This is a genomic window from Robertmurraya mangrovi, from assembly GCF_034427655.1.
In the GTDB taxonomy this organism is placed as follows: Bacteria; Bacillota; Bacilli; order Bacillales; family Cytobacillaceae; genus Robertmurraya_A; species Robertmurraya_A mangrovi.
The window spans coordinates 1-17,099 of sequence record NZ_JAXOFX010000026.1; the positions used below are offsets into that span (position 1 = coordinate 1).

General features: G+C 37.3%; 14 protein-coding genes, 17 tRNA genes and 1 rRNA gene. 30 read left to right on the forward strand and 2 right to left on the reverse strand.

The genetic code is table 11. The features are described 5' to 3' along the window. Positions 1–186: 186 nt before the first annotated feature. The 18 genes from rrf to SM124_RS22450 all read left to right on the forward strand — a co-directional run bounded on the left by rrf (position 187) and on the right by SM124_RS22450 (position 2,380). Positions 187–303, forward strand: a 5S ribosomal RNA gene (gene rrf / locus SM124_RS22365). Between the two features lie 163 nt (positions 304–466). Continuing rightward, positions 467–541, forward strand: a tRNA-Asn gene (locus tag SM124_RS22370). A 3-nt stretch (positions 542–544) separates the two neighbouring features. Then, positions 545–637: transfer RNA gene (locus SM124_RS22375), tRNA-Ser, on the forward strand. A gap of 16 nt (positions 638–653) precedes the next feature. Next, positions 654–728, forward strand: a tRNA-Glu gene (locus tag SM124_RS22380). Positions 729–816: 88 nt separating this feature from the next. Next, positions 817–892, forward strand: a tRNA-Val gene (locus SM124_RS22385). 112 nt (positions 893–1,004) lie between these two features. Then, positions 1,005–1,078 (forward strand) — tRNA-Met (locus tag SM124_RS22390). Positions 1,079–1,094: 16 nt separating this feature from the next. Continuing rightward, positions 1,095–1,170, forward strand: a tRNA-Asp gene (locus SM124_RS22395). Positions 1,171–1,175: 5 nt separating this feature from the next. Further along, positions 1,176–1,251 (forward strand) — tRNA-Phe (locus SM124_RS22400). A gap of 199 nt (positions 1,252–1,450) precedes the next feature. Further along, positions 1,451–1,523, forward strand: a tRNA-Thr gene (locus tag SM124_RS22405). A gap of 56 nt (positions 1,524–1,579) precedes the next feature. Then, positions 1,580–1,663 (forward strand) — tRNA-Tyr (locus SM124_RS22410). Positions 1,664–1,667: 4 nt separating this feature from the next. Beyond that, positions 1,668–1,741, forward strand: a tRNA-Trp gene (locus tag SM124_RS22415). A gap of 13 nt (positions 1,742–1,754) precedes the next feature. After that, positions 1,755–1,830, forward strand: a tRNA-His gene (locus tag SM124_RS22420). 6 nt (positions 1,831–1,836) lie between these two features. After that, positions 1,837–1,911: transfer RNA gene (locus SM124_RS22425), tRNA-Gln, on the forward strand. A gap of 5 nt (positions 1,912–1,916) precedes the next feature. After that, positions 1,917–1,991: transfer RNA gene (locus SM124_RS22430), tRNA-Gly, on the forward strand. An 8-nt stretch (positions 1,992–1,999) separates the two neighbouring features. Then, positions 2,000–2,073, forward strand: a tRNA-Cys gene (locus SM124_RS22435). A 23-nt stretch (positions 2,074–2,096) separates the two neighbouring features. Next, positions 2,097–2,185: transfer RNA gene (locus SM124_RS22440), tRNA-Leu, on the forward strand. 24 nt (positions 2,186–2,209) lie between these two features. Further along, positions 2,210–2,291, forward strand: a tRNA-Leu gene (locus SM124_RS22445). Positions 2,292–2,306: 15 nt separating this feature from the next. Beyond that, positions 2,307–2,380 (forward strand) — tRNA-Gly (locus SM124_RS22450). A gap of 217 nt (positions 2,381–2,597) precedes the next feature. Here the strand turns inward: SM124_RS22450 and SM124_RS22455 are convergent. Continuing rightward, positions 2,598–3,266 carry a B3/B4 domain-containing protein gene (locus SM124_RS22455; RefSeq protein WP_322448732.1) on the reverse strand — a complete coding sequence of 223 codons (669 nt, stop codon included), beginning with the start codon at positions 3,264–3,266 and terminating at the stop codon, positions 2,598–2,600. Positions 3,267–3,375: 109 nt separating this feature from the next. Between SM124_RS22455 and queG the strand changes: the two genes are divergently transcribed. The 9 genes from queG to SM124_RS22500 all read left to right on the forward strand — a co-directional run bounded on the left by queG (position 3,376) and on the right by SM124_RS22500 (position 13,171). Further along, positions 3,376–4,518, forward strand: a complete 1,143-nt coding sequence (queG, locus tag SM124_RS22460) for a tRNA epoxyqueuosine(34) reductase QueG (protein WP_322448733.1) — start codon at positions 3,376–3,378, stop codon at positions 4,516–4,518. 69 nt (positions 4,519–4,587) lie between these two features. Further along, on the forward strand, positions 4,588–5,487 hold the full coding sequence (locus tag SM124_RS22465; RefSeq protein ID WP_322448734.1) for an amidase domain-containing protein: 900 nt from the start codon (positions 4,588–4,590) through the stop codon (positions 5,485–5,487). 84 nt (positions 5,488–5,571) lie between these two features. Further along, positions 5,572–6,045 carry a tRNA (uridine(34)/cytosine(34)/5-carboxymethylaminomethyluridine(34)-2'-O)-methyltransferase TrmL gene (gene trmL, locus SM124_RS22470; RefSeq protein ID WP_322448735.1) on the forward strand — a complete coding sequence of 158 codons (474 nt, stop codon included), beginning with the start codon at positions 5,572–5,574 and terminating at the stop codon, positions 6,043–6,045. Positions 6,046–6,505: 460 nt separating this feature from the next. Continuing rightward, positions 6,506–8,401 (forward strand): PrkA family serine protein kinase, encoded by a 1,896-nt coding sequence (locus tag SM124_RS22475; RefSeq protein WP_322448736.1) that lies wholly within the window; start codon positions 6,506–6,508, stop codon positions 8,399–8,401. Positions 8,402–8,708: 307 nt separating this feature from the next. Further along, entirely contained in the window at positions 8,709–8,873 is a 165-nt protein-coding gene (locus tag SM124_RS22480) for a hypothetical protein (RefSeq protein WP_322448737.1), read from the forward strand. Positions 8,874–9,032: 159 nt separating this feature from the next. Then, positions 9,033–10,163: a polysaccharide deacetylase family protein gene (locus SM124_RS22485; RefSeq protein ID WP_322448738.1), complete on the forward strand. Its 1,131-nt coding sequence runs from the start codon at positions 9,033–9,035 to the stop codon at positions 10,161–10,163. A gap of 187 nt (positions 10,164–10,350) precedes the next feature. Beyond that, complete coding sequence (yhbH, locus tag SM124_RS22490; protein WP_322448739.1) at positions 10,351–11,520, forward strand: sporulation protein YhbH; 1,170 nt, start codon at positions 10,351–10,353, stop codon at positions 11,518–11,520. Positions 11,521–11,672: 152 nt separating this feature from the next. Beyond that, positions 11,673–12,656, forward strand: a complete 984-nt coding sequence (locus SM124_RS22495; RefSeq protein ID WP_322448740.1) for a glutathione S-transferase family protein — start codon at positions 11,673–11,675, stop codon at positions 12,654–12,656. 11 nt (positions 12,657–12,667) lie between these two features. Further along, positions 12,668–13,171: a GNAT family N-acetyltransferase gene (locus SM124_RS22500; protein ID WP_322448741.1), complete on the forward strand. Its 504-nt coding sequence runs from the start codon at positions 12,668–12,670 to the stop codon at positions 13,169–13,171. Between the two features lie 126 nt (positions 13,172–13,297). Here SM124_RS22500 and SM124_RS22505 read toward each other — a convergent pair whose 3' ends face one another. Further along, a complete protein-coding gene (locus SM124_RS22505) occupies positions 13,298–13,840 on the reverse strand; it encodes a GbsR/MarR family transcriptional regulator (RefSeq protein ID WP_322448742.1) in 543 nt (180 codons plus the stop codon). Positions 13,841–14,097: 257 nt separating this feature from the next. Between SM124_RS22505 and proV the strand changes: the two genes are divergently transcribed. Genes proV through SM124_RS22520 form a run of 3 tightly spaced genes read left to right on the forward strand, consistent with a single transcriptional unit; the run spans position 14,098 to position 17,075 of the window. After that, positions 14,098–15,339 (forward strand): glycine betaine/L-proline ABC transporter ATP-binding protein ProV, encoded by a 1,242-nt coding sequence (gene proV, locus SM124_RS22510; RefSeq protein ID WP_322448743.1) that lies wholly within the window; start codon positions 14,098–14,100, stop codon positions 15,337–15,339. Continuing rightward, positions 15,340–16,188, forward strand: coding sequence for an ABC transporter permease (locus SM124_RS22515; protein WP_322448744.1), 849 nt, complete (start codon positions 15,340–15,342; stop codon positions 16,186–16,188). Then, the gene (locus SM124_RS22520) at positions 16,188–17,075 is read left to right on the forward strand and encodes a glycine betaine ABC transporter substrate-binding protein (RefSeq protein ID WP_322448745.1); all 888 of its coding nucleotides are present in this window, start codon (positions 16,188–16,190) and stop codon (positions 17,073–17,075) included. Before SM124_RS22515 ends, SM124_RS22520 begins: the two co-directional genes overlap by 1 nt. The last annotated feature ends 24 nt before the right edge of the window (positions 17,076–17,099 follow it).

Consider the following 17,099-nt stretch of genomic DNA (forward strand, 5'->3'; position numbering starts at 1 on the left):
AGATAGGTCAGAGGTGGAAGCATGGTGACATGTGGAGCTGACTGATACTAATCGATCGAGGACTTAACCACATTATTGGTGATTACTCGAATTCTTCTTCTTCAATCATTATCTAGTTTTGAGGGAACAAAAATTTCCTCTTGAAAAATTTTAAAATAAAGATATAATAAAATATGTCTTTAATAGTCTGGTGTTGATGGCGAGAAGGTCACACCCGTTCCCATACCGAACACGGAAGTTAAGCTTCTCAGCGCCGATGGTAGTTAGGGGCTGTCCCCTTGTGAGAGTAGGACAACGCCAGGCTGTAATTTTTATTACTATTCCGCAGTAGCTCAGTGGTAGAGCAACGAGCATATCTCCTAGATTATGCTACGAGTTGTACTCATCGAGCCGCTACTTGGATAAGCTTGCTGAGATGAGGACATTCGGCTTAGCTAGACAAGGTTGAGGAAACTTACCATATTATTCCGCAGTAGCTCAGTGGTAGAGCATTCGGCTGTTAACCGAACGGTCGTAGGTTCGAGTCCTACCTGCGGAGCCATTAGGAGAGCTGTCCGAGTGGCCGAAGGAGCACGATTGGAAATCGTGTAGGCGGGCAAAACCTGTCTCAAGGGTTCAAATCCCTTGCTCTCCGCCATTATGTTTTATAATATGGCCCATTGGTCAAGCGGTTAAGACACCGCCCTTTCACGGCGGTAACACGGGTTCGAATCCCGTATGGGTCACCAAGTTTTTTTTACGGAACGTAGTGGAGTAAAAAGAAACTTCCTTTAATCTTTTACGGAACATACTGTAGTAAAAGAAACAACCATATTCGGAGGATTAGCTCAGCTGGGAGAGCACCTGCCTTACAAGCAGGGGGTCGGCGGTTCGATCCCGTCATCCTCCACCAAAACTTTTTTGCGAAACGTAGTGAAGCAAAAAGAGTTTTCCTTAATTTTTTTACGAAACGTAGTGAAGTAAAAAGAATCTTCCTTATAACCTATGAAACATTATATTATTATCGCGGGGTGGAGCAGTCTGGTAGCTCGTCGGGCTCATAACCCGAAGGTCGCAGGTTCAAATCCTGTCCCCGCAATAATCCATCTTTAAGTGGTCCCGTGGTGTAGCGGTTAACATGCTTGCCTGTCACGCAGGAGATCGCGGGTTCGATTCCCGTCGGGACCGCCACTTATGGCTCAGTAGCTCAGTTGGTAGAGCAAAGGACTGAAAATCCTTGTGTCGGCGGTTCGATTCCGTCCTGAGCCACCATTTTAATTGTTTGCTCAGTGTAGTATGTATACTGGGATTTTATTATGCCGGTGTAGCTCAGTTGGTAGAGCACGTACGAATATGCTTCTCGATTTATCATCAGCATACTGACCGATAAGCTTCTAGATTTAACTTTCTGAGGTCAGGATGACGATAACTAACTTTGTAAATATACACTATCAAATTAAAATAATATTATGCCGGTGTAGCTCAGTTGGTAGAGCAACTGACTTGTAATCAGTAGGTCGTGGGTTCGACTCCTATCGCCGGCATTGTTAATTTATAAATATGTCATGTTACTAGCATGAATGAATATAATAAATTATCCGGAGGGGTAGCGAAGTGGCTAAACGCGGCGGACTGTAAATCCGCTCCTTAGGGTTCGGCGGTTCGAATCCGTCCCCCTCCACCATTATAGGGGTATAGTTTAAAGGTAGAACGAAGGTCTCCAAAACCTTTGGTGTGGGTTCGATTCCTACTACCCCTGCCAATTTAATATTATGGCGATTGTGGCGAAGTGGTTAACGCATCGGATTGTGGTTCCGACATTCGTGGGTTCGATTCCCATCAGTCGCCCCATATAAATGGGCTATAGCCAAGCGGTAAGGCATCGCACTTTGACTGCGACATGCGTTGGTTCGAATCCAGCTAGCCCAGCCATTTATGCGGAAGTAGTTCAGTGGTAGAACACCACCTTGCCAAGGTGGGGGTCGCGGGTTCGAATCCCGTCTTCCGCTCCAACGATTATGGCGGCATAGCCAAGTGGTAAGGCAGAGGTCTGCAAAACCTTTACCACCGGTTCGAATCCGGTTGCCGCCTCCATAATTTTGAATTAAGCTAGATTAGCCGGGGTGGCGGAACTGGCAGACGCACAGGACTTAAAATCCTGCGGTAGGTGACTACCGTACCGGTTCGATTCCGGTCCTCGGCACCATTATAAAACAAAATAGCTTAATTAGCCGGTGTGGCGGAATTGGCAGACGCGCACGACTCAAAATCGTGTTCTTTCGAGAGTGTCGGTTCGACCCCGACCACCGGTATTCAATTTTTATTTTGCGGGTGTAGTTTAATGGTAAAACCTCAGCCTTCCAAGCTGATGTCGTGGGTTCGATTCCCATCACCCGCTCCATACATAGGTATTAACGCAGTGTTTCGTTTCAGAAAGAACGAGGTATTGCGTTTTTTATTTATGCTTTTTTCATGATCTTATCTGGAACTAGGTTTGTAACTAGGCTTGTAACAAGCTTAAACTAACAACAAATGAACTTATTAAAGGTGAAAAAAGCGCTTCTATATTAGACCTATGTGTTATTGAGAGAAATAAAGAAAGAAAAGAGATGTTTTTATTAACATCCCCTGATTTCATAATGTGCTTCCCCACCATGAATTTGAATAAACATATTCATTAAAGATTCCACCATCTTACTGGCACTTTCTTTGTTCATAGAGGGTCTTAAATATACGACATGTATAGCGTTTTTAGTGCTTTCTGTTACAGCTGTTCTTACAGAGTCGACAAAAGGACTTCCAAATGCTCCGTTCTTATCAGAAGAAACGATAAGGTTATGTAATGAGTTTTGTCTGCCGTTTAAACCTGTGTACTCCTCAAGTTCTTCACCAATCTTTATTTCCACATTTCCATCCATTTTTTCAAGGTCATATATTCCCAGTGGGATTTCATATTCTAATGAAAAAAAGTTGTTCAAATCTATAGCGCTATTTACCGATTGCAAATAGTTTTGTTTCTTAACTCTTCTATATAGGGCTTCAGCTGAATGACGGTAACGGTTTGGATCTTTACCAATCGTTTTAAAAATAGTTCTCCATTCCTTTATACCGTCTAAATCGGTTACACTTTTATCTTCCAGTTCGAAAAATAAAGATTCCTGAAACAGTTGAAGTCTTCCTTTTAACATTTGTGGGGAAGGTCCAACATCAATATGTTTATATTGAATAGTACCTATTTTAAAATCAGGTATAAGTGAACATAATTGTGTAGATAACTGAATTTCCAAGCATTCCACCTCCAAAAAGTCTTGAAAATAGTTTATCATATTAAGCAGTGTTTTCTAAATTTAATAGATTGACTTTATATATAACCAAACGGTAAAGGGGGGAACTAATATGAATGTAAAAGAGCTCAAAAAGGATATTATTGCTTACAGTAAAACAATTGGGATTGATAAGATTGGTTTCACTACAGCATCCACTTTTGATGAAATGAAAAATAGGCTATTGCAGCAACGAGAACTTGATTATCAATCGGGTTTTGAAGAGCCTGATATTGAGAAGAGAGTTAACCCAGCCTTATTAATGGACGAGCCGCGCTCTATTATTTCCATAGCTCTTGCCTACCCATCTAAAATGAAAATAAGGGTGGAAAGTAAAAAAGGAGAGAGAAGAGGAATTTTTTGTAGAGCTTCTTGGGGAACAGACTATCATGTTGTATTAAGAGACCGCTTAAAAAAGTTAGAGAATTATATTCTTAGCAAAGTTCCTGAGGCAAAATTTAAATCAATGGTGGATACAGGAGAGTTAGTTGATCGGGCTGTTGCTGAAAGAGCAGGGATTGGATGGTGTGGAAAGAACTGTGCGATTATCACACCTGAGTTTGGTTCATATGTATATTTAGGTGAGATGATAACAAATATTCCATTTCATTCAGACAAGCCCATCGAGAACCAATGTGGAGACTGTAATAAGTGTGTAGATGCTTGTCCTACAGGAGCTTTAGTTCAGGGAGGACAATTAGATTCTAATCGATGCATTGCTTTTTTAACACAAACAAAAGGGTTTCTTCCTGATCAATTTAGAGAGAAAATAGGGAACCGATTATATGGTTGTGATACGTGCCAAACGGTCTGCCCAGAAAATAAAGGGAAGGACTTTCATATCCATGAAGAAATGGAGCCTAACCCTGAAATCGCAAAACCATTACTAAAACCGCTTCTTCATATCAGTAATCGGGAGTTTAAAGAAAAGTACGGACATGTTTCGGGCTCTTGGAGAGGAAAGAAACCTATCCAGAGGAACGCGATACTTGCGCTTGCACATTTCAAAGATGAAACAGCCGTAGGAGATTTGATCACCGTTATGAAAAATGACACTAGACCAGTGATAAGGGGAACAGCGGCATGGGCTCTTGGAAAGATTGGTGGAGAGGAAGCCATGAATGCTTTACAAAAAGCTCAAATAAACGAGTTGGATGAAGATGTGATTGAAGAAATAAATAAAGGTTTAAACTTTTTTATGAAAAAAGAGAGCTAAAAAGCTCTCTTTTTTGATTTATTCTTGAGTTCCCTTTCATATGTATGAATGGAAAGGAGTGACTCTGAAGTGAGGAAACAATTACAAGAACATCTAGAAAAAAGGGTACAGCAGTGTGTGGCCTTAAATAGAGATCAAAATCCTGTTTGCTTGAAAATGGAAAAGAAAAAGGAATGCTTATCAAATAGAAGTGGAGAAATTGTAAAAGCTAAAGCATTAGGAAAAATCAAGAATAAACTAAATGACTCAGATGTTGAGAAGGTTTTTTATCATGTTCATTTTCAATACTTAATAAACCATAAAGGAAATATTTATATAGAGGAAGAAGTTGAAGAAAGAATAGCAGAGTTTTACAAAGGTGTATTGGTTGATGATGAAGAAATTAATGTATATGAATTAGATGGAACAAATGAAGCAACTGAAGAGGAATTTATAGAAGATACGAGTGAGAGAACCTCATATATGTATGATCGTTTAAAAGCAGTCAGATATGCAGAGCAATGGTGGAATAGCTATAACCCTGCTTTTAGAAAATTTGAGGTTGACTGTACCAATTATATTTCACAGTGTATTCATGCGGGTGGAGCTCCCATGATTGGGTATCCGAATAGAAGTAGTGGTTGGTGGATGAGACGTGATAATTGGGCTTATACGTGGACGGTGGCACACTCTCTAAGATGGTTTTTACCAAACTCTAAACAAGGTCTTAAAGGGAAGGAAGTAAGTAGCCCAAAGGAGCTCAAATTAGGTGATATTATTTGCTATGATTTTCAAGGGGATGGACGGTTTGATCATACTACCATTGTAACTGCGAAGGACGCTGACGGAATGCCACTAGTTAATGCACATACTACCAATAGTCGAATGAGGTATTGGGCATATGAAGACTCAACAGCTTATACTCCTAACATTAAATACAAATTCTTTCACATTTTAGACTCAACAACAGGGGTGAAGGGATCTACGTAGAACTGGAGGGAGTGACATAGATTCAGTAATATAGAGTTAATAGTGGTATAATAGCCAGAGATATTAGTTTTTTGAGGTGAAAACATGGCAGTACATGTAGTTTTATATCAACCAGAGATTCCGTCAAATACAGGGAATATCGCTCGTACTTGCGCTGGAACGGATACTAGCTTGCACTTAATTAGACCACTTGGATTTTCTACAGATGATAAAATGTTAAAAAGAGCAGGATTAGATTATTGGGAACATGTGAACATTAGTTACTATGATTCCTTAGATGAGTTTTATGAAAAAAATGCAGGTGGGGAATTCTTCTATCTAACAAAGTTTGGACAAAAAACTTATTCAACTTTTGACTATAGTGACAAAAATAAAGATTATTTTTTTATTTTTGGAAAAGAGACAACGGGGCTTCCAGTTGAGGTTAGAGAAAAAAATATAGATCGTGCTCTAAGAATTCCTATGACTGAAAATGTTCGATCTCTAAATCTTTCTAATACTGCCGCTATACTAATATATGAGGCATTAAGACAACAGGATTTCTTACATTTAAGTTAACATCCTAAATATACAAAAAAGCTGCTGAGTGTATCAGCAGCTTTTTTATCATTTAATTATTTATTCATACCTGGCTTATCGTTGTAACCTGCAGTAAAGATAGCAGCTAAGAATGCAACCATAACACCAACAATTAAAAGTGTACCCATCTATATGTAGCCTCCCTTTTAATAAAGTAGTCCCAGTTTTAATGCATATAAACTTATTATAGCCTATTAATTTAAATGTGTGAATGAAAAGTGTGGATAATTTTTTACAATAATATTTTTAATTAATTCCAATTTATTATGAGAGTCTCTTCCCTGAAAGCAAAGTCATTATTTCTATGTAGTAATAAAGTTTGCTTTTTAAGAAGTTTGAAAAAAAGGACAAACCGGGCAACCTTTGTTTCTGCATGTTCACTTGCCCAAGCGCATAGATTATATTAATCGTCTCTGACAAAGCTACAGGGGAGGTCCTTATGGATATTTTAAAAAAGATTGAGATGCACAGATATGAGGAAGAGAAGTTAAAATGGGAAGGTACTTTTCGCGAGTATTTGGATATTATTAAGGAAAGACCAGAGGTTGCACAATCAGCACATTCACGAATTTATAATATGATTAAAGATGCGGGTGTTGAAAGAGACGGTGGAAAGAAGAGATACGAATTTTTTAGTAACCAACTCTATGGACTAGATGAAGCGTTAGAAAGATTAGTGGAAGAATATTTTCACCCAGCAGCTAAAAGGCTGGATGTTAGAAAAAGAATTCTTCTGTTAATGGGGCCTGTAAGTGGTGGTAAATCGACATTAGTTACGATGTTAAAGCGTGGGTTAGAAGCATATTCACATAGTGATAAAGGTGCTATTTATGCAATAAAAGGTTGCCCGATGCATGAAGATCCATTGCACTTAATTCCTCACCATTTAAGAAAAGACTTCTTCGATGAATATGGCATTCGAATCGAAGGTAATTTATCTCCTCTAAATACGATGCGTCTTGAAAAAGAATATCATGGACGAATTGAAGATGTAGTTATCGAAAGAATCTTCCTGTCTGAAGATAAAAGGACTGGGATTGGAACATTTAGTCCATCTGATCCGAAGTCACAAGATATTGCTGACTTAACAGGTAGTATTGATTTCTCCACCATTGCAGAGTATGGTTCTGAATCAGATCCACGTGCTTATCGTTTTGACGGAGAATTAAATAAAGCAAATCGTGGAATGATGGAATTCCAGGAAATGTTAAAATGTGATGAAAAATTCTTATGGCATTTATTATCACTAACACAAGAAGGAAACTTTAAAGCGGGTAGATTTGCATTAATCTCGGCAGATGAGCTAATCGTTGCTCATACAAACGAAACGGAATATCGTTCTTTTATTTCAAATAAAAAGAATGAAGCATTACATTCACGTATCATTGTTATGCCGATTCCATATAACTTAAAGGTAAGTGAAGAAGAGAAAATCTATCAAAAAATGATTAGTGAAAGTGATGTTTATGATGTTCATATTGCTCCACATACGTTAAAAGTAGCAGCGATGTTTACGATCCTCACAAGACTAAAAGAGCCGAAAAAGGGGGACATTGACTTAATTAAGAAAATGCGCTTGTATGATGGGGAAAGTGTAGAGGGGTATACTTCTGCTGATGTGGAAGAATTGAAGAAAGAATATGCTGATGAGGGAATGAGTGGAATTGATCCTCGTTACGTAATAAACCGAATTTCTTCAACTATCATTCGCAAGGAAATGTCCACGATTAATGCACTAGATGTGTTGAGGTCTTTAAAAGAAGGGCTAGATCAACATCCATCAATCACAGCAGAGCTGCGCGAGCGTTATTTAAACTATATTTCTCTTGCTCGTAAGGAATACGATGATCTTGCGAAAAAAGAAGTTCAAAAAGCATTTGTATATTCTTACGAGGAGTCTGCGAAAACATTAATGGATAACTATCTAGATAATGTTGAGGCTTTCTGTAATAAAGCAAAACTTCGAGATGTATTAACAGGTGAGGAAATCAATCCGGATGAAAAACTGATGCGTTCGATCGAAGAACAAATTGGTATTTCAGAAAATGCGAAAAAAGCATTCCGTGAAGAAATTTTGATTCGAATTTCTGCTTATGCTAGAAAAGGGAAGAGATTCGATTACAATTCACATGATCGTCTACGTGAAGCCATTCAGAAGAAATTATTTGCAGATTTAAAAGATGTAGTGAAGATTACTACATCTACGAAGACCCCAGATGAACAACAGTTGAAGAAAGTTAATGAAGTAGTTGCAAGGTTGATTGATGAGCACGGATACAACTCAACTTCTGCAAATGAGCTATTACGCTATGTTGGAAGTTTATTAAATCGATAATCTCAAGATGGGCTGGCAGCTTAGCTGTCAGTCTTTTTTGTAAAAGTAATTAGGTGTGTTCGCAAAAATATATGTTTTTTCGCAAAATTATTTCTGTTATCGCAAAAATAATTTATTTTTCGCAAGATTATTTCTGTTATCGCAAAAATATTAGTATTTTCGCAAAAATAACCTAAACCTGGCACTCTTCTATGAAGATTTTTAAGGTACCAGTAGAGAATTTCCATTTAGTCTATAAATTTTTCAACCAAAGTGGACATGTTTATGTGTCACTCTCCTAGGGTAATACATTATTGAGGTGATAGAAATGAAAAAAGCAGAGTTAGATAAGAATCATACTCCCCAAAATAGTTCAATGGCAGTTAACATCGAAGAGATGAAAGACCTCGGTAAACAAATGGAGAACCTACGTACAAATAGAGAGTTATTAGAAGATAAGAAAAAACCAGATCCCGCTCAGGATCAAAAATAACCTTCACCACATGGTGGAGGTTATTTTTTTTACTAGGCTCCTAGAACCGATTGACGATATTACTCTCGTATTGTAAAAAATTTTTAATCTATTAACTATCATATTCTCCTTTCACTTTTAATAGTCATAGTAGTAGAAGTCTTGAGAGGAGAGAGTAGGTTGAAAAAATTAGTTTGGTTTATACTTGCTGTATTTACACTACTTATAATCATTAAGGATGGCGAAGCGTTAGCAGTAGAAAACAATAACAACAACGATAAACAAGCGCTTTCATTCCATAAAGATTTAGAATTGGTTGATGACCATATTTCTTATATACCAATCTGGTCATTTGTTGATGCTATAGATGCAGAATTAGTGATTTCGCAAAAAACAAAGAGTGTAAAATTACAAATTGATTCAAACTGGTTGTTATTTTCAACGGAGGAAGAAAGAGTAGAGACTTCTGATGGAAGAACACTATCAAATAAACTTTTATACAAAGATGAAAACATATATCTCCCTTTGCAATTTGTTTCAGATTACTTCGGATATAAAGCAACATTCATGACCCAAGAAAAAAACAATAATGATAAAAAAGTTATTGAGGAAAGAGATTACATACAGATTGAAAAAGAAGTGAGTAAACCTGAAAGGAAAGAGAAAGTAAAGGTAGAAGAACAGAAACCTGTCGTCTATTTAACCTTTGACGATGGACCTAATGAGCATATTGTTCCTATCCTAGATACATTGAAGGAAAAGCAAGCCAAAGGTACATTTTTTATGTTAGAACCATTAATGAAGAAGTATAGCAATGAGGTTATAAGATTAGTAAATGAGGGACATTATCCGGCCCTTCATAGTGTAACGCATGATAAAGACAAACTTTATTTAGGAGATCCTTTAAATGTAGCTAAAGAGATGGAAAAAACACGTAAAACTTTACTTGAAATTACGGGTGTTGACTCTACATTAACTAGAGTACCTTATGGAAGTAAACCGTTTATGAAGGACTCACTAAGAGATGGATTAGTAACGAAGGGGTTTCAAATGTGGGATTGGAATTTAGACACATTTGATTGGAAATATCAAAGTTCAAATCCACAAATGATTTTTCAAAATGTAAAAAATGGGGTAAAAGCTTTAAAAGGAAGTAAGGAACCATTAGTCATACTAATGCATGTTAATAAAGGGACAGCTGCCGTGCTGCCTGATATCATTGACTACTTGCATGGTCAAGGCTATGAGTGTGCACCTTACAATCCAAATTCCCATTTTATGATGAACTTCTGGAATGACGAAAGATTATAATAAGCCTTATTTAAAACAGGCTTGTCCATTTATAGGCTTCTGTCTAATTGTCAAAATTATTTGTAAATTATTTTGATTTTCTGCATAGGATAGAGTAATCAACGATTCAGTTGTGTTTTAAACACTCGGGATATTGTATGTAACAAAAGTTTAAAGTGTGCAAAAAAATTTTAAGGAGGGGTTAAAAATGACAGATGTCAATAACCATCAGTTTGTGATTTCGAGAGAAGATTGGTCCCTCCACCGCAAAGGCCACGATGACCAGCAGCGCCATCAAGAGAAAGTTCAGGAAGCGATTCGAAATAATTTACCTGACTTAATCACGGAAGAAAATATTATATTATCAAACGGTCGAGAAGTGGTAAAGATTCCGATTCGTTCACTGGATGAATACAAAATTAGGTATAACTATGATAAAAACAAACATGTTGGCCAAGGGGATGGAGAAAGCCAAGTTGGAGATGTTGTTGCTAGGGATGGTTCTAGCGGTCAAAAAGGACCAGGAAAAGGTCAAGGAGCCGGAGACCAAGCAGGTGAGGACTACTTTGAAGCAGAGGTATCCTTAATGGAAATTGAAGAAGCCTTATTTAAGGAATTAGAACTACCAAATTTAAAACGTAAAGAGCGAGATGAAAATGTAGTAGAAGATATTGAATTTAATGATATTCGGAAAACAGGCTTAATGGGTAATATTGATAAGAAGAGAACCATGATGACCGCTTTTAAGCGAAATGCAATGTCCGGAAAGGCAAGCTTTCATCCAATTTATAAGGAAGATTTAAAGTTTAAGACGTGGAACGAAATTGTAAAGCCAGACTCAAAAGCGGTTGTACTTGCCATGATGGATACAAGTGGATCCATGGGAATCTGGGAAAAATATATGGCTCGAAGCTTTTTCTTCTGGATGACTAGATTCTTAAGAACGAAATATGAAACGGTTGAAATTGAATTTATTGCCCATCACACAGAAGCGAAAGTGGTGTCAGAAGAGGACTTCTTCTCAAAAGGTGAGAGCGGTGGTACGATATGTTCATCCGCCTATCGAAAAGCTTTAGAACTCATTGACCAAAAATATGATCCAAGTAGGTTTAATATTTATCCTTTCCATTTTTCAGATGGAGATAATTTAACATCTGATAATGCCCGATGTGTAAAACTCGTTGAAGAATTAATGAAAGTATCCAATATTTTTGGATATGGAGAAGTGAATCAGTATAACCGCCACTCGACCCTCATGTCCGCGTATAAAAACATCAAACATGAAGACTTCAGATATTATATCCTCAAGCAAAAAGCTGATGTATTCCATGCGATGAGAAGCTTTTTTAGAAAAGAAGAGAATAAAATGTATGCATAAAAAGGAGAGGGCTTTTACCTCTCTTTTTCTTGTGCCCAATTTTAACACTACCTCCCTCTTAAATGCCTGAATTTTTTGACTAATAATATTAACTAATTTATATTTAAATTAATCCAATGGATTTACTTAGAATTTATAAAAAGGTGGTTTTTATGGGAAATAAACCAAAAGAAATTTCTAAAGATGGTAATTTTATAAGGCAAACCAATCATTTTACAACTCCTTTTGGTAAATCCCCGGAGGAGCTTCCGATAGAAGCTGGGAAGTATCGACTTATATGGTGTGCAGCATGTCCATGGGCACATCGTACAGTAATTGTTCTGAATATCCTTGGACTTGATAATGCGATAAGTTTAGGAAAGGTAAGCCCACTACGTCCAAGAGTAGGAAGAGTTGATTGGGAATTTGCATTAGATGCCGGAAATGTTGACCCAATACTTGGGGTACAGTATGTAAGCGAATTGTATCTCGCAGCCGATTCCGAATATGCTGCGAGACCAACTGTACCTGTAATGGTAGACATAGCGACTAGAAAAGCAGTAAATAACGACTATTTCAGGCTTACGAATTATTTTGAAACGGTATGGGGGCCACTTCATAAAGAGGATGCGCCGAATTTGTATCCCGAACACTTACAACAAGATATTGATAAGATGAATGAAGTCATATTTCATGAAGTTAACAATGGTGTTTATAAATGTGGATTCGCCCACTCGCAGGAAGCTTATGAGTCAGCCTATGATACACTTTTTACAAGATTGGACCAGCTAGAAGAACACCTTTCTACACGACGTTTCTTATTTGGAGATTATATAACTGACTCTGATGTTCGATTATTTACAACATTAGTACGTTTCGATGCAGCTTATTACACAGCATTTAATACAAACCGCACTCTAATTCGAGAATTTCCAAATCTTTGGGGATATGTTCGGGACTTATACCAAACTCCTGGTTTCAGGGATACAACTGATTTTGATGCCATAAAGAAACATTATCATTTATCTATTACTATTAACCCCGAAAAAGCAGAACTATCTATTTTACCTAAGGGGCCAGATGAATCTAATTGGGAAACTCATCATAACAGAGAGAGTGTAAGCGGAAAAGAAGAAAAATTCCTTTATACCAAATAGGAGGTGGTTCTATGAAAATACGAAATGCAGTAAAAGAAGAAATACTCTTTATCCGGAAACAACGTATACGTGCATATAATGATCATGAGAAATTGGTACCGGAAGATCATTTTAAAGCATTGCAGAAAGCAATATCATCTGATGCAGATATCCAAGCAGGGGTGGAGCTGATTGTTGCAGAGGAGGGTGGAATTATACTTGGAAGTGTAGCACTAGTTCCACCAAATAGTGATGCTTATGAAGGATTTTTGGATGAGTTAAATCACGCCGAAATTCGTTTACTCGCCGTAGACCCAGAAGCACGTGGAAAAGGGGTTGGAAAGGCTCTAGTCAATGAGTGTATTCAAAGAACAAAACAAAAAAATCAAACAGCTATTGGATTACACACGGGAGAATTTATGAGTAGTGCCATAGTATTATATGAGAGTTTAGGATTTGTACGTTGTCCAGAATACGACTTTGAACCTGCAAACGATGGAATAATTGTAAAAGCGTTTAAACTCGAACTAACATAGATAGATTTTTAAGATTGGAATGCAATATAAGTTCCCGCAAGGTATATCTAAAGAATACCGTATTAATTTGTTTCTAAAAGTTTTAAAATGCATAAAAAAGAGAGGGTGATCCTCTCTTTTTTGCTTTTATTCCTTCTTATCCTTAATTGGAATAAAGTTTAGAATTTCCTTCGTCTCGAAGCTATCGATGAGCCTGTTTTGCCAATCGTAATAATCAATTCTTTCTTCTAGTTTCTTAATATCCATAAGAGCATGCTCGCGGATATCTTCAGGAATGTTTGGATCTGCAATAAGTTCCTTTAAATTGGCCATGGATTTTTCCATTGCACTGCTATTCATCGTAATAGCTGTACGCCATTTTATCGTAAAGAAATCAAAAAAACACTGATACCAGTCTTCTTTTATTGTATATAAATCCTTCCTTTCACCCTTTACCCAGACCTTTTCCACCATATTCAAATCAAGTAAGCTTCTTACTGAGGTGCTCATACTTGTTTTACTCATTCCGAGTTCTTCTTTCATTTCATCAAGTGTAAGCGGTTTATCTGAAAAAAAAAGGAGACCATATAGACGTCCAGCAGAAGGAGTGATTCCATAAAGGTTCATATTTTGAGCAATTGCATCTATAACCATCGTTCTAGTTCTTTCTAATATTTCATTTTCTTTCATTCATATCACATCCAATAAAAGTTGTTATCACTGTTCAGATTCTAGACTACATATTCATTAAAGAAATGTAAAGTACCTTCATATGAAGGAATAAGGAGTAATTGGGAGGATTATTAAGGAAATCTTCTGTATATTTTGTACAGTAAATTCTGTACGTATTATACAAACGAATAAGACTGAATATGCGGTTTGAACCGAAATAAATAATAAGTCTATAATTAAAAGGTCAGAAGTGACAAATTAAAAGAGGTGAAAGAATGGAAGAAAACTTTATAAAGATTAAAGTCAATGATGTTACCAAAATATTTGGTAAGTCTCCTAAAAAGGCTTTGCAGCTCATTAAGGAAGGGAAATCAAAAGAGCAAATATTAAAAGAAACAGGTTCAACAGTTGGTGTGAATCAAGCATCTTTTGAAGTAAGAGCTGGCGAAATTTTCGTCATTATGGGTTTATCGGGGAGTGGTAAATCCACCTTAGTCAGATTACTTAATCGACTGATTGAGCCTACATCTGGTCAAGTTCAAATTGATGGAAAAGATGTAGTGAAGATGAATAAGGAAGAATTAAGGGAAGTAAGAAGGAAGAAAATTAGCATGGTCTTCCAAAAATTTGCCTTATTTCCACATAAAACAGTACTTGAAAACACCGAGTACGGTTTGGAAATTCAGGGTGTTGAAAAGAGTGAAAGAAGTAAGAAAGCTTTGGAAGCGTTAGAATTAGTAGGCTTAAAGGGGTATGAAAATCAGTACCCAAGTCAATTAAGTGGTGGAATGCAACAACGAGTGGGATTAGCGAGAGCGCTGGCAAATGATCCTGATGTACTTTTAATGGATGAAGCATTTAGCGCATTGGATCCATTGATTCGAAAAGACATGCAGGATGAGTTGCTAGAATTACAATCTACCATGGAAAAAACGATTGTATTTATTACCCATGATTTAGACGAAGCCCTTCGAATTGGTGACCGAATTGCGCTTATGAGGGATGGAAACATCGTACAAATAGGTACACCTGAAGAAATATTGATGAATCCTTCAAATGAATATGTTGAGAGATTCGTAGAGGATGTTGATCTTTCTAAGGTACTTACTGCTGGGCATGTTATGAAGCGTGCTGAAACGGTTCAAATAGATAAGGGTCCACGTGTCGCACTCAAATTAATGAAGGATTTGGGGATTTCTTCTATATATGTTGTGGACAAACAGCAAAATCTTCTTGGTGCAATTACTGCAAAAGATGCTTCAAAAGCAGCTGAATCAAATCATCCGTTAGAGCTTTACATAGATAAGGATATTAATGTGGTTGGAACAGAAACGTTATTAATTGATTTATTTGAAAAAGTTTCCACTTCAAACATCCCTGTAGCAGTTACAGATGAAAAGAGACGATTAAAAGGAATCTTAATTAAAGGAGCTGTAATCGGTGCTCTTACGGGTAACGAGCAATATATAAATGAGGTTGCTGAACCTGAGGCAGTAGCAGCTAAGGAGGTGTTGTAAATGGATGGGATTTTACCGAAGCTTCCTTTAGCCAGTTGGATAGATGTGTTAGTTGATTGGATGACTAAAACCTTCGAGGGATTGTTTGATGGTATATCTGCTGGCGTTGAATTCTTTGTTGAAGGAATTGTTTCTGGATTTGGCTTTATACCTTCTTTTCTATTCATTATTCTCGTAAGTTTACTAGCTTGGAAGATTTGTAATTGGAGAATTGCTTTATTTTCATTACTAGGTTTGTTTCTAATTGATAATTTAGGATATTGGGAAGAAATGTTAGAAACGCTGGCTCTTGTATTGACGGCGGTGTTGATTTCCATATTAATTGGGATTCCAGTTGGGATATGGGCATCACAAAGTGAAAGAGCAAGACAAGTAGTTATACCTATACTTGATTTCATGCAAACCATGCCAGCTTTTGTTTACTTACTACCGGCAATCTTTTTCTTTAGTATTGGGGTGGTACCAGGGGTGATTGCATCTGTTATTTTTGCGATGCCGCCAACCATTCGTTTAACCATTCTTGGAATAAAACAGGTACCAGCAGATTTAATTGAGGCAACCGAAGCATTTGGCTCTACAACCAAGCAAAAACTATTAAAGGTACAACTGCCACTTGCTATGCCAACTATTATGGCAGGGATTAATCAAAGCATCATGTTAGCTTTATCGATGGTGGTAATAGCATCTATGGTTGGGGCTCCAGGACTAGGTACAGAGGTATACCGTGCCGTTACGCAAATTAAAACAGGGGTTGGGTTTGAGGCTGGTTTAGCAATAGTTGTTATTGCTATTTTACTAGATCGCATCACTCAAAATATTGGTAAGAAAAGAGAAGGGGGAACATTTTAATGTTGAAAAAATTAGTAGGGGTAACAACAGCATTGGCACTAACTTTTAGTTTAGCCGCTTGTGGTGGAGAGCAAACAGGAGGTTCATCTGATTCTGTAGGTAAACAAGTTGATTACAAAATTGTAGGCATTGACCCAGGCGCAGGATTAATGAAATTAACGATTGATGAGGTTTTACCTGAATACGGACTTGATGATTGGAAAGTAGTAGAGGGTTCAGGTGCTGCTATGGCGGCCGCTTTGAAAAAAGCATATGACAAGGAGGAACCGATCATTGTAACGGGTTGGAGCCCACATTGGAAGTTTGCAAGCTATGACTTAAAATACTTAGAAGATCCAAAAGGTATTTATGGTGGAGCCGAGGATGTTAACACGATTGTTCGTCAAGGTTTAAAGGAAGATCATCCTGATGCATTTAAGCTTTTAGATCAATTCAAATGGGAGCCAGAACATATAGAAACAGTGATGAATTTAATTCAAGAAGGAAAAGAGCCAGCTGAGGCAGCATCTATGTGGGTAAGCGAAAATGAAGAGCTAGTTAATACTTGGACTGAAGGGGTTAACAAGGTTAACGGAGAAGAATTTAAGATGCTTTATGTTGCATGGGATGATGTAATCGCTAGCTCACATGTTGTACAAAATGTACTTGAAAGCATTGGATATGAAGTAGATTTAATTCAAGTTGATGCAGGGCCAATGTGGGCTGGTGTAGCAGACGGTAGTGGTGATGCAATGGTAGGTGCATGGTTGCCAACAACACACGCTGATTACTATGCTGAATACGAAGGAAAGTTTGAAGACTTAGGTGCAAACCTTACTGGAACGAAATTAGGATTAGTCGTACCAGCATACATGGATATTGACTCAATTGAAGATTTAAAAGAATAAATGTAAAAAATACCGAAAAGAAAA

Excerpts from the sequence above, each read along its gene's own strand:
- queG (WP_322448733.1), top strand. The coding sequence starts at position 3,376 with ATGAATGTAAAAGAGCTCAAAAAGGATATTATTGCTTACAGTAAAACA.
- trmL (WP_322448735.1), top strand. The coding sequence starts at position 5,572 with ATGGCAGTACATGTAGTTTTATATCAACCAGAGATTCCGTCAAATACA.
- SM124_RS22475 (WP_322448736.1), top strand. The coding sequence starts at position 6,506 with ATGGATATTTTAAAAAAGATTGAGATGCACAGATATGAGGAAGAGAAG.
- SM124_RS22480 (WP_322448737.1), top strand. The coding sequence starts at position 8,709 with ATGAAAAAAGCAGAGTTAGATAAGAATCATACTCCCCAAAATAGTTCA.
- yhbH (WP_322448739.1), top strand. The coding sequence starts at position 10,351 with ATGACAGATGTCAATAACCATCAGTTTGTGATTTCGAGAGAAGATTGG.
- SM124_RS22495 (WP_322448740.1), top strand. The coding sequence starts at position 11,673 with ATGGGAAATAAACCAAAAGAAATTTCTAAAGATGGTAATTTTATAAGG.
- SM124_RS22500 (WP_322448741.1), top strand. The coding sequence starts at position 12,668 with ATGAAAATACGAAATGCAGTAAAAGAAGAAATACTCTTTATCCGGAAA.
- SM124_RS22505 (WP_322448742.1), bottom strand. The coding sequence starts at position 13,840 with ATGAAAGAAAATGAAATATTAGAAAGAACTAGAACGATGGTTATAGAT.
- proV (WP_322448743.1), top strand. The coding sequence starts at position 14,098 with ATGGAAGAAAACTTTATAAAGATTAAAGTCAATGATGTTACCAAAATA.
- SM124_RS22515 (WP_322448744.1), top strand. The coding sequence starts at position 15,340 with ATGGATGGGATTTTACCGAAGCTTCCTTTAGCCAGTTGGATAGATGTG.
- SM124_RS22520 (WP_322448745.1), top strand. The coding sequence starts at position 16,188 with ATGTTGAAAAAATTAGTAGGGGTAACAACAGCATTGGCACTAACTTTT.